The sequence below is a fragment of the Maricaulis sp. genome (genome assembly GCF_034670125.1).
Taxonomy (GTDB): Bacteria; Pseudomonadota; Alphaproteobacteria; order Caulobacterales; family Maricaulaceae; genus Maricaulis.
Window position 1 is genome coordinate 13,332 of the sequence record NZ_JAXMOC010000001.1, and the last position, 12,730, is coordinate 26,061.

Genomic DNA, 12,730 nt, shown 5'->3' on the forward strand with positions numbered 1-12,730 from the left:
ACAAATAACCGGCGAAGCCGGAAAAGATTACCAATCCTACAGGTTTGCCCTTCATCCTACCCGCCTGAGGGCGAGTAGGGTCATGGATTCCAATCTGAAGCGCATTGTCCAAGGCGGGACGACCACACGCATCTTTGACCTGTACTCGATCACCCGCGCCCATGCGGATGATCTGGAGTTCGAGCGCGGCCCTGTGTTCCAGAACCGCAAACTGAACCATGCCTTTCTCATCAAGCACACGGTCAGGCCCCACGAACGGGCGATGCTGACGGTCGATGCGGCGGTTGTGACCAAGGTCATCATTCCTGTCAGCATTGATGATCTGGGCATGGGCGGGCACACACTCTTCGTGGAAGAGCGGCGGGGGCTCGCCAAGTTGCGACGCTTTCTCGACGTCACCGTCGACGGTGGCGAGAACCTGGATGACGACCTCGCCCGGCTTCGCGAACTGTCCAAGCTGCCATCCTTCGACCCCTTCCTGCTCTCCGACCGTTTCTTGCGCCATGAACGGCCGATTGATGCCCGGTATTTCCAGATCGCGCCGAAAGAGCGCAAGGCCATGCAAGCCTATGTGGCCAAGCAGATCGCCGGCGTGGTGGCCCTTGCCTTCGGGCACGAGAACCTGGCCGATGACGACGCCCGAGCCCTCAAATTCGCGGTCGAGATCATCGAGGGCGAGGACACGCCAAAAATGAACGCCCTGCGGCAGACCCTCGGCATGACCAAGGAGGAGTTTGTTGACGGCATGTTCGGCTGGAAGGGCGTGCTCTACTATCGCTGGAAGCTGAACGAAGCGACCGAGCGCCTGCGACGCTTCGTCATCGAGATGGATGATGTGATCATCCGCGGCGTCACCGCCCAGGAACGCAACCAGATCAACGAAATCCGCAAGCTGATCCTCAAGGAAACCCGGCAACGCTGGGCTGCGCTGGTCTCGGTTCTCGACGGGTTCCAGGAAGAGTTCGAGCGTTTCTGCCGCAGCGGCGACCCGGTCACCATCCGCAATTTCTTGCTCAAGGCCGACGGGTATTTCTACCATTTCGGGAGCGACCTCTCGGCCCTGACCCATGTCACATCCTATTGGGAATACTGGTGGCGCGGGCGCGAACTCGGCTCGCTTTCGGCGCGTGACGCGATGGAGGTCTTTCCGGCCTTCCTGCGCAGCCTCATCCGCGACAAGGGGCAAGGCGTGCCCAAGGCGCTGATCGGCTGATTGCCGCTTCGCCGGTCACAAGAAAGCCGGACCCGAAGGCCCGGCTTTCCCGTCAGACTGTGACAGCCCTATTCGATCGTGCCTACTCGATTGTGACCGGCATCAGATTGTCATCCGAATTGCGGTCGATCAGCTTGTTGTAGGGGTCGATGCCGGCATACAGCGGCTCTTCATCCACAATCAGCTCGATCCGCATCGTGGTCTCGTTGATGCGGTGCTTGTCCATGTAGAGCACATGGTCCGAGCCCTCATAGGCATCGTCGAGATTTTCCGTGAAGACGCCGATATCGATCATGTAGTCGATGGCCTCCTCGGTCTGCTCGCCGGCCCCGTCGGCCTCGAACTTGTGGGCCTCGATTTCCAGCACCAGATCCCAGCGACCATCGTCACGTTCGCTCGCCGTGGCCGAGGTCACATTGAGATCGAACAGGACGATGCGCTCGAAGAAGTCATGGATCATGGCCTCATGCTCTGGCCCGGCCTCCTCGCGCAGCAGGCGCAGGAAGTCGAGCGTCGTCGCATAGGGCTCGGACGAAAAGCCCCGCTCGGCGATCAGGCGCTGCATGGCCCGGTTCACCACGTCCTCACCGACATAGTCCTGCAGCGCATACATGATCACCGCGCCCTTGCGGTAATGGATGTATTGCTGGTTTTCGACCCGGTAGAGCGGCTGCTCCTCGATCGCTTCCGAACCCCGACCCGACAGATAGCTGTCGAGTTCGTACTTCAGGAAGCGACGCATGTGATCCTCGCCATACTCCTGGCGCATGATCATCAGGGCCGAGTACTGGGCGAAGGTCTCGACCAGCATCGTGCTGCCCTGGACATTCGCCGCCATGACCTGGTGCGCCCACCATTGGTGAGCCGCTTCGTGGGCGGTCACGTAGTAGACATAGTCAATGTCGGACGGGTCCGAGAGATCGGCAATGAAACCGATCGCTTCCGAATACGGAATGGTGTTCGGAAAGGACTGGGCGAAACTCGCATAGGCCGGGAATTCCAGGATGCGATACTGGCGATACTGGTAGGGCGAGAGATGTTCGGAGAAATATCCGATCGAGTCTTCACCCGCCTCCAGCATGCGCTCCACATTCCAGGCATGATCCGGATGATGGAAGACCTGGTAGAGCACACCATCGGTCTCCCGCTCCGCCACCTCATACTCGGCCGAGAGCCAGGAGTAGAAGTTCAGGATCGGCCGATCCATGACGTATTCAAAATGCGGGCGACCGTCCTCTTCCCACTCCCGCGCCAGATAACCCGGCGCGACAGCGATCTGGCCCGGAGCCGTCGAGACGGTCGTCCGGAAGGTCACATAGTCCGCATTGGTGATCCCGTTCTCATACCAGCGGCTTTCATCCTCGAGCGGATAGGCCCGCTCGATCGGATCCAGACCTTCGCGGCGACGTTGTTGCCGGTCGGTCAGGCGCCAATTGCTGTTGAAGCCGATATTGGGCATCGACTCCGAATTGTTGAAGAAGGTGCCGTTGTGATTGACGGTCCCGACATTGCCGGAATTGCGGAAGCCCGGATTGTTGCGCTCAACCGTGAAGTCGAAACGCCGGGTTTCACCGGGCTCGAGCGGCGTGCCGAGATCGAAGGAGTAGAAGTAGAAGCCTTCATCCGAGGTCGCCAGTGAACCGCCTTCGATCTCCTGCGAGACGATGGTCGTTCCCTGACCGTAGGAAATCCACAGCGTGTCGATCGCCGTGTCTTCCTTGTTCTCCAGCACATAGTGACCGGTCGCCGCATAGCGGCGGTCTTGCGGATAGATGTCGACGTCATAGGCCGTCTCGATGATGGTCGGCTGCGGCAGGTCCTGCAGGTGCAGATACTGACGCTCATACTCCGCCGCCAGGCCCCGCTGGTCGGGCCCCGAGATATAGGTGTTGAGGATGTTGGTATTGTAGAAAATCCAGCCACCCGTCGCACCGGCGCCGATGACAGCGATGAGGGCGACCATGCCGGTTGCGGGCGAGTAACCCGACACCATCCGGCCAATCCGCTGACGGATCGGGCTGAGCGAACCACGGCTCCACAACTGATAGGCCAGAACCATCAGCAGCAGGGCCCAGAACGCCCAATAGGCAGTGTACCAGAGCGATATCCCGAGGAAGTGGCCATAGCCATTCATGTCGGAATAGGGCGCACCCGGTCCGCCGCCATACTGGTAGAGATTGTGATCGAAACCGATCTGGCTCATCACCAGCGTGGCGATGAAATAGACGAGCATCGCCGCCATGCCGAGCCAGCGATTGTTGAACACAACCTGGAAGAAAATCGCCAGCGCCGCGAGGATGACGAAGGGAACAATGAGTTCCATCACGCCGCGGATCAGATACTGGTCAATCTCAAGCCCGCCAAAGCCCAACGCGAGCTGTGACAGCATGCCGGCGATGATCGCAACAGCCGCAAGCGCGGTGATAACCACACCCATCGCCACAAACTTCGCGGTGATGAAGACCCAGCTCTCGGTTGGCGTGGAGTCGGTGATCTCGTTGAAGCCGAAGCGGCGCTCGCGCCACATCAGTTCAGCGGCATAATAGATCACGATGACCAGCGGGATGATCGAATAGGCCCCGTTGATCGTGTTCATGATCACGCGCGTGACCGGGAAGTTGTCGGTCCCGTAGATCCCGTTGGCAAAGAAGAAGCCCGGAATTGTGTTGAACAGGCCCAGCGCCAGGATGATCCAGAAGGCGATGTTGAACACCACGCCCTTGACCTCGAAGCCAACGCGGGCCGCGAACTGCTGGCGCGAAGCTGCGCCATCAAGCGTCGGCGTCGCGCGCGGCAGCTCGATATCGGTGATCGCGTGCTTGGCACCCGCGGTTGCGACGGCGGATTTGCGCTTGGCACCGCCACCCGCATTGCCCTGCCGGAACCGGAAGGTCACCAGATTGACCACAAGCAGCGCGGCACCGATCCCGATCCACATCAAGCGGTTGATCAACAGCGTGCCTTCGAAGGGAACCACCTGGCTGTTCTGCTCGAACGCCGTCCAGTACCGCGTGGCCTCACCAAAGGTGTTAAAGCCGAACGGGTCGATCAGGGCGAGCGTCTCGCGCAAGGCCGGCTCTTGGCCGGCAATGGCGGAACCGATGAAGTAGAGCACCAGCAAACCAACAAAACCGGCCCAGACCATCATGGTCGAGCGGGTGAAGTTGGCGACGGTGAAGAGGATGGTTCCCACAACCCACATATTGACCAGGCCGAACGCCAGATAGACGTATAGGTACCAGTCCAACCGGGTCGGTCCGATCAATTCCTGGTCGAGCCAGGGCATGACCGAACCAATCAGGAAGGCCAGCGGAACCGTTGCGAAACACAGGGCTGTGGCCACAAAGCCGCCGATGAAGCGACCGAGAACAAAGTCCATTTCCCGGATCGGACGCGAGAAGAACAGTTCCTCCGTCTTGAAACTGCGGTCGCGGATGACACCGGACGACAGGAAGGCGACCGGGATCAAGCCGCCGAACAGCGAGAAGATCAGCGTGTTGACGGTCAGCGCGTTCGGCGAATTGATATTGGTCGCGCCGCCGCCGCCGACCTGGATCTGGTCAATGGTGACCCCGCCGAAGACGAGGAGGAAGAAGATCGCGAAAACCGCGATGAAAACGGGTGAGAAGATCTGATATCGGATCTCGAACCCTGCGATCTTGGAGAGCATGATGTGCTCCTTTCTGCCGGGTTGAGACTTAAGCCGCAGCCGCGTCGGACTGGCCGCCGCGGATGGTCGAGAAATACACGTCTTCCAGATCGGCGGCCGCCGACACGAAATCATCGCCCGGCTGACTGTCGGCCAGGACGCGGATCATCACCTGGCCCATGGTCAGGCGTTCCGAGATCACGTTGTGACGGGTGCGCAGTTCGGCCAGGTCGGTCTTGGCGGCCGTCTTCGACCACACCTTGCCGTCCAGCGCCTTGACCAGATTGGCCGGCACGCCCTGGGCGACAATCTTGCCCTGGTTCATGATCGCCATCTTCGGGCACAGGTCGGAGACATCCTCGACGATATGGGTCGACAGGATGACGACGACATTCTCGCCGATCTCGGACAGGAGGTTGTGGAAGCGGTTGCGCTCTTCCGGGTCGAGGCCGGCGGTCGGCTCGTCGACGATGATCAGCTGCGGATCGCCCAGCAATGCCTGGGCAATGCCGAAACGCTGGCGCATGCCGCCGGAATAGGAGGCAACGGATTTCTTGGCGTGCTGGGTCAGATTGGTCTGCTCCAGCAGGGCTTCGACGACCTGCTTGCGTTCCTTGGCATTGGTCAGGCCCTTGAGGACCGCGAGATGGTCCAGCATGGCCCGCGCCGACATGCGCGGATAGACACCGAAATCCTGGGGCAGATAGCCCAGCGTGGCGCGCAGCGCCTTGGGGTCCTTGACGATATTGATCTCACCGAAGATCGCCTCACCACTGTCCGGCGCCTGCAAGGTCGCCAAGGTGCGCATCAGCGTCGACTTCCCGGCACCGTTCGGGCCGAGCAGGCCGAACATGCCCTTGGGGATGTCCAGCGTGACCCCGTCCATGGCGCGCACGCCATTGCCATAGGTTTTCGTGAGATTCTTGATCGTCAGCATGATTGTAACACGCCGGCCCTCGCCCGCGTCCCTCTCCTGTCCCTGGGCGCCAACCTAGGCCGCGCCCCATTATGGCGCAAATGAGGCTTTGTTCAGGATTGGCGCCAGAGGGACGCGCGACCCCCATTGTCCCCCCCAAGCGCTTTCCGGCGTGCTTTCTGCCGGAACAGGGTGACCGAAGGCCCGCACAATTGTATGCGATGGCACATGGCTCCACCCCTCCTCACCCTCCAGAACATCCACCTCACCTTCGGCGTCACGCCACTGCTCGCGGGCGCCGACCTGCAGGTCGATGAGGGTGAACGCCTGTGTCTGGTCGGACGCAATGGGTCGGGCAAGTCGACCCTGCTCAAAGTCGCCGCCGGCCTGGTCGAATACGATGAGGGTGACCGTTTCGTCCACCCGTCGGCCACGGTGCGCTATCTGGAACAGGATCCGGACCTGTCGGCCCACGCCACGATCCGCGACTATGTGATGTCGGGCCTCGCGCCCGGCGATGCCGACTACCGGGCCGACTATCTGCTCGAACGCCTCGGCCTGACCGGCGACGAGACCCCGGCGCAGGTTTCCGGTGGTGAGGCCCGACGCGCCGCGCTGGTCCGCGCCCTGGCGCCGGACCCCGACATCCTGCTGCTCGACGAACCGACCAACCATCTCGACCTGCCGGCGATTGAATGGCTGGAAGAGGAGCTGCGCCATTGCCGCTCGGCCCTGGTCCTGATCAGCCATGACCGTCGCTTCCTGGAAAACCTGACCCGCAAGACCGTCTGGCTGGATCGCGGCCAGACCCGACAGCTCGACCAGGGCTTTGGCGGATTCGAGGCCTGGCGCGACACGGTGCTGGAACAGGAGCAGGACGAGCTGCACAAGCTCGACCGCAAGATCGTGCGCGAGGAAGACTGGCTGCGCTATGGCGTCACCGCCCGGCGCAAGCGCAATGTCCGCCGCCTGGGTGATCTGCACGCCCTCAAGCAACAACGCCGCGACCATCGCGGACCGCAAGGGCAGGTCAAGCTGGAAGTCTCCGAGGCCAATGAAAGCGGCAAGCTGGTCGCCGAGGCCAAGGGCGTCTCGCTGAGCTATGGCGAGCGCGCCATTGTCAGCGATTTCTCGACCAAGATCGCCCGCAATGCCCGCATTGGCCTGGTCGGCCCCAACGGTGCCGGCAAGACCACCTTGCTCAACATCCTGACCGGACAGCTGGCGCCGGACAGCGGCACGGTCCGCCTCGGCACCAAGCTGGAGATCGCCTCGCTCGACCAGAAGCGCGTTGCCCTGAAGGACGACTGGACACTGTCGGAAGCCCTGACCCAGGGCAGCGGCAACCAGGTCGAGGTCGGCGGCAAGACCAAGCATGTCGTCGCCTACATGAAGGACTTCCTCTTCCCGCCCGAGCAGGCCAACACCCCGGTCTATGTATTGTCGGGCGGCGAGCGGGCGCGGATCATGCTGGCCCGCGCCCTGGCCCTGCCGTCCAACCTGCTGGTGCTGGACGAGCCAACCAATGATCTCGACCTGGAAACGCTCGACCTGTTGCAGGGCCTGATCGCGGATTATGCCGGCACCGTCTTCCTGGTCTCGCACGACCGCGACTTCCTCGACCGTTGCTGCACCTCGGTGATCATCGCCGAGGGCGACGGCATCTGGCAGGAATATGCCGGCGGCTATGCCGACATGGTCGCCCAGCGCGGCGCCGGCGTCAGTGCCCTCGACAAGTCAGTCGGCAAGTCCGGCAAGCCCGCCGACAAGCCGGCCGCCAGCGCCGAGGTGAAGCCGGAACGCCGCCGCATGGCCAACAAGGACCGCTACGCCCTCAAACTCCTGCCCGACGAGATCGAAAAACTCAGCCAGGAAATCACCCGCCTGGAAGCCGACATGGCCGACCCCAAGCTGTTCGCCGACAGCGCCCGCTTCGCCGCCGTCTCCAAACGCCTCGGCGAAGCCATGCAGGACCGCGCCGACAAGGAAGACCGCTGGCTCGAACTGGAAGCCCTGCGCGAGGAGATTGAGGGTTAGTTCCTCGCCCCGCTCTCCCTACCGCAGCGCCCGCGAATGGGCCGGGCCAAGCAGGACAGCGTTCAGGAGCAAGAGGTCGAGGCCTTCCAGATAGGCGCGTGTGGTCGGCGACTGGGTGATGGCGACGACCTGTCCGGCGCCCTGACGGGTCGACAGGACGAAGGGCTTCAGGGCCAGTTGGTCGGCATATTCCTCCCACAGATACCCGCCGGCGAGGAGCGTATCGCGGGCCTCGAAACGCAGGGCCGTCGTCGCATCATCCATCGCCACGGGGGCGTAGATGTCGGATCCGGTGACCAGCGCCGCAGCGCCGCTGCTGTATCCGGCGGCCATCCAGGCATTGGGATTGGCGACCACATTGACCAGCGCCCCCGGCGAGGATTCCGGCAGGGATCCGGCCGCGGCTTCCAGGACCCGAAGCTCGGCCTCATTGGCCAGGACTGTGCCGTCAATGACCTGGCCCGAAGCCGAAACGCCGTCACGCGGCGTATCGGCGGCGCGCTCGCGCTGGGCCGGGATCAGGCCGACATCGGCGGAGGCCAACCAACGTGTGGCGTCGCCAAGCCCGACAAGAATGCCGCCTTCGCGCACAAATTCACTGATCGCGCTCGCCCCTGAGGAACCCAGGGCCGAAGACAATCCGCCATACCCCTGCTCGGGCAGGATCAGCACGTCGTAATCACCCAGCTGGGCCCGGCCGGCCGAACCGGCCCGGATCACCGACACCGGAATGTCATAGCGGCGCTCCAGCACATAGCGGGTGGCGCCAGCCGAAGTCGGATCGGTGCCGGCATCCCACAGCATCGCAACCCGCGGCGCGCGCATCGCCAGGAAATTGGAGCTGCCCGGATTGGGGCCCTCATCGACCCAGCTGGTCGCCATGCCCTCGAAACGGGCCCCGCTCTCTGCCGCGAGGCGGTTCATCAGTGCGTCCAGATCGTCGGGCGCGCCGTGGCGCGGCACGACCACCGAGCCGCGCGGGAAACGACGCTCACCGATACGGAAGGGCACGTCGGTCGTGCGCATCGGCACGCCGGCGCGTGCCAAGGCGGCGACGAAGCGCGCCTGACCGGCATCGGTCCACCCAATCACATAGCCCCACTCGGCACTGTGCTGCGTGGTGACGCGTTCGATCGGCACTTCCGGGTCCACCGCCTCGGTCGCCAGGCTCGGCGAGCGTCGGCAGGTGGTGGCTTCGACATTGTTCATCAAAGGCAGCGACCAGGCCGTCACGTCGTAAAGCTCGTGACCCAGGCCGTCGGCCCGGCGGCGTTCCTGCTCGACCATGAAGTCGGCGGGAAGGTCAGTAGTGTCTTCCAGCAAGGTCCGGGCGAGCCGGCCCGCCGGCTGGTCAAAACGAACCAGAAAGCCGCCATCGTCCAGCCGCGTGCCGCATGCAGACGTGCCCGGCGCGACGCGCCCGACCTCAATACCCTGGGCCGCAAGGTTGCGGGCTGTTCGCTCGGCGCCCCAGCGATTGCCCGACAACGACAACAGCATGGCCTGGGGATCGTCGGCACTGGTCGAGGAGGTGGCGCGGAATTCGACGAAATCGGTCAGGAAACGTTCGCGGTTCTCGGCCACGACCTGAGCGGTCGACAGAGAGGCGACGAAATGGTGATTGACGCCATCGGCATAGGTCAGGGTCGACCCGTCACGACGGCGCCAGGCCAGGCCTCGGGCCGAGGCCTGCTCATAGGTCATGGCGACCGAGCCCTGCAGCGTCGGCCACATGTCGCCATAGCCCGGATAGAAGGCGTCATAGACTTCACGCGTGAAGAAGGCATAGCCGAGGCGGTCGAACCAGGTCCCGTGATTGCGACCGATCAGGGCCTGGGCATCACGCTGCGACTGAACGATCTCGGGATTGAAGGGTTCCGCCGACGGGGCGAAGAAATAGGTGCTGTCGCCGCTCATTTCATGGGCATCAACCACAACGACCGGGCGCCATTCCAGGATGGCGTCGGTGCGACCGCGCGTTTCCGGCTGGGTGCGGGCAAACCAGTCACGGTTCAGGTCGAAAAGATAGTGGTTGTAGCGTCCGCCCGGCCATGGCTCGTCGTGCTCGGCGGTGTAACGGTCGCCGCTGAATTCAAGACCACGCGCCGAGCGGAAAGACTGGAGGAAGCGGTTGCGACCGTCCGGATTCTGGGTCGGATCGACCACGACAATGGTGTTTTCAAAGATGGAGTCGACGACCGGGTCGTCCTGCGCGGCAAGCAGATGATAGGCTGTGCGCAAGCCTGCATCGGTCGAGGAGATTTCATTGCCGTGCACGCCATAGGATAGCCAGACCACAGCCGGCAGATCGGCAATCAGCGCCGCCCGGCTGGCGGCATCAAGGCCGCGCGGATCGGCCAGGCTGGCCAATCCGGCGCGGATATCATCAAGACGGGTCATCACATCGGGGTTGGCAATCACCGCATAGGCCAGTGGCCTGCCTTCCCAGCTGCGCGCGTATTCGACCACATCAACCCGGTCAGGTGCCGCGGCTTCAAGCGTGTAGAGATAGTCGATGGCGTCCTCGGGCGGGGTAATTTCCTCACCGAAGGCATAGCCAAAGGTCGCCCGTGCATCGGGGATGGCCGGATCGTAGCGCGCCTCGAAAGGCGATGGCTGGGCCAAGGCACCTCCGGCACCGGAGATCAGGACAGCACTGGCAGCAAGGATGGCGCGAAACATGGAAACCCCCGGGGACGATTGAACACCCACTAAACCAGCTTTTGCCTCGCGTGGAAAAGCCCCCAGTCCAGCGTCCTACGGCGTGACGATCGGAAAGCCGGCTTGGGGCTGCTCCAACATGGCGAAAAACCCGAGCAGGGCGAGACGGTCACCCTCGATCGCGAAGTCTTCCGAGCCGATCATGTCCACCAGGCCCGCCTCCTGTTGCAACAGGCGCAACCAGAAGCTCCGGGTCAGCGTGACCGTCGCGTCGGCATCGTCCACCGAAGGGGCCTGGCGATGATGCATGACGCCATTGGACAGGCTGACGACATGGGTCTCACCCACGTCTGAAAAGATGAAGTTGAAGCTTCGGTCCCGACCCTCTGCCCGGGCGCTGTCCAGGCGCGTCGCCATCGCCGCGAAAAACATGTCGAGCGGGATTTCGCTGAGGATCGCGGACCCGGCCGCGGTGGCGTCCAGGGCCGCAACACCATTGCGAAGCTCATGGGCACCGGTCAGGTAGACGTCGCGCCAGGGTGCCGACTCCGCGACATATCCCAATTGCTCATAGGCCCGGGCAAGGATGTCGCGCGCCGCGGCGTCATCCGGCGCCGCAAAGACGGCGTGCTGTGCCAGCTCGGCAGCCCAGCGGTCATCGCCCTGCCCGTGCGCCTCAAGGGCCATGCCCACAACAGCATCGACGCCGCCCATCGCCTCGACATAGCGCTGCGCTGCAACGGTGCGCGGCAGCGGGTCCAGATGCGCGGGAACAGCATCATACCAGCCGAAATAGCGTTGATAGACGGCCCGCGCATTGTGCTTGAGCGTGCCGTAATAGCCCTGGACCGCGAACACGTCCTCCAGACCCGCGGGCAGGGCAATCGTCTCGGCAATCTCGTCCGGACCCAGGCCCTGCGCGGCCAGCCGAAGCGTCTGGTCGTGGATGAATTTGTAGACGTCACGCTGGGCAATCAGGAAATCCGCTGCCTCGTCCTGTCCCCATACGGGCCAGTGGTGGGAGTTGAAGATGACCTGCGTGCGCGGCCCGAAACGACGCCGCGCATCGTCGATCGCCGCCGACCAGGCCAGCGCGTCACGCACCTGGGCACCGCGCAGGGTGTAGAGATTGTGCATCGTGCGCGACACGAGCTCGGCGCCGCACCAGGCCTGCAGATCAGGAAAAAAAACCGTCAGCTCCGCCGGTGCTTCCGTGTCCGGGGCGTATTGGAACTCCATCCGCACACCATCGATCTCCAGGGTCTGACCGGTCGCATCGATCACATGGGTGGGGCGGGCAATGGTATGCGTACCGAGCGCCGGATGCTTGCCCAGCCCCGATCCGACATGGCCCCGGGGCGAGCGGGGCAACTGCGTGCCATACATGTAGCCCGCGCGTCGCCCCATCACGATACCTGCCATGACATTCTCGCTGACCGATGCATCCAGGAAGCCGGCCGGGGCAATGACCGGCGTATCCGGCCCCGCCACGGCTCCGACGCCGCCGAAATGATCAATGTGAGAGTGGGTCAGGATGACAGCGCTGACCGGTCGCTCGCCCAGTTCGCGATTGACCAGCTCCATGGCCGCTTGCGCCGTTTCCACCGAGGTCAGAGGATCGATGATGATGCGACCCGTTTCGCCTTCGATCACGGACATGTTGGCGAGGTCGTATCCACGCACCTGATAGATGCCCGGGACCACCTCGAACAAGCCATGATGCGTGTTCAGGCGGGCCTGCCGCCACAGGCCCGGATGCACGCTCGCCGCCGGCGCCTCCGACAGGAAATGATAATCGGCGGCGCGCCAGATGATGGCGCCCTCCGCGTCACGAATGGCGAGGTTTTCATCCCGACCGACAAACCCCCTTGTGACCAGGGCGTCATCGTTCGACGGGAGACCATGGATACGCGCCGCATGTCGGGCATTCGATGCCGCTGCCGAGGGCGAGGCGGGGTTGAAACCCGCCGCGTCAGGACCCGCTGCCCCGGCGGCCAGCCCGATGGGCGTTTCGTCGCGGCCACAGGCCGACAACGCCAGGCCAAGTAACGCCAACACAGCCATCATGCGCCGCATGTGTCCCTCCTCGATACGGTCTGGCGGAGAGCCTAGCCCGGCTTTCGCGTCTTGACGATGGAGCTCCTGTATGGCGGGACCACAAGCAACCGAATTTGCTGGCATTTTTGTTCAAGCCGATTCATTTTGGCGGCCTGTTGCGATGATCGTTCCCTTAGATTGCCGAGCCGGGGGTAGG

Annotated in this window: 6 protein-coding genes; 2 read left to right on the forward strand and 4 right to left on the reverse strand. The window is 63.3% G+C overall.

Going from position 1 to position 12,730, the window contains the following annotated elements; all coding sequences use genetic code 11:
* Positions 1-82: 82 nt before the first annotated feature.
* Positions 83-1,213, forward strand: coding sequence for a hypothetical protein (locus VOI18_RS00055; protein ID WP_323760378.1), 1,131 nt, complete (start codon positions 83-85; stop codon positions 1,211-1,213).
* Between the two features lie 82 nt (positions 1,214-1,295).
* Here VOI18_RS00055 and VOI18_RS00060 read toward each other — a convergent pair whose 3' ends face one another.
* Together VOI18_RS00060 and VOI18_RS00065 are read right to left on the reverse strand one after the other, a co-directional pair.
* Positions 1,296-4,883, reverse strand: coding sequence for an ABC transporter permease/M1 family aminopeptidase (locus tag VOI18_RS00060; protein ID WP_323760379.1), 3,588 nt, complete (start codon positions 4,881-4,883; stop codon positions 1,296-1,298).
* A gap of 28 nt (positions 4,884-4,911) precedes the next feature.
* Entirely contained in the window at positions 4,912-5,799 is an 888-nt protein-coding gene (locus tag VOI18_RS00065) for an ABC transporter ATP-binding protein (RefSeq protein WP_323760380.1), read from the reverse strand.
* 207 nt (positions 5,800-6,006) lie between these two features.
* Between VOI18_RS00065 and VOI18_RS00070 the strand changes: the two genes are divergently transcribed.
* Positions 6,007-7,815 (forward strand): ABC-F family ATP-binding cassette domain-containing protein, encoded by a 1,809-nt coding sequence (locus VOI18_RS00070; protein WP_323760381.1) that lies wholly within the window; start codon positions 6,007-6,009, stop codon positions 7,813-7,815.
* Positions 7,816-7,833: 18 nt separating this feature from the next.
* Here VOI18_RS00070 and VOI18_RS00075 read toward each other — a convergent pair whose 3' ends face one another.
* Entirely contained in the window at positions 7,834-10,497 is a 2,664-nt protein-coding gene (locus VOI18_RS00075; RefSeq protein WP_323760382.1) for a M14 family metallopeptidase, read from the reverse strand.
* Between the two features lie 75 nt (positions 10,498-10,572).
* Positions 10,573-12,552 (reverse strand): alkyl/aryl-sulfatase, encoded by a 1,980-nt coding sequence (locus tag VOI18_RS00080; protein WP_323760383.1) that lies wholly within the window; start codon positions 12,550-12,552, stop codon positions 10,573-10,575.
* Positions 12,553-12,730: the final 178 nt, after the last annotated feature.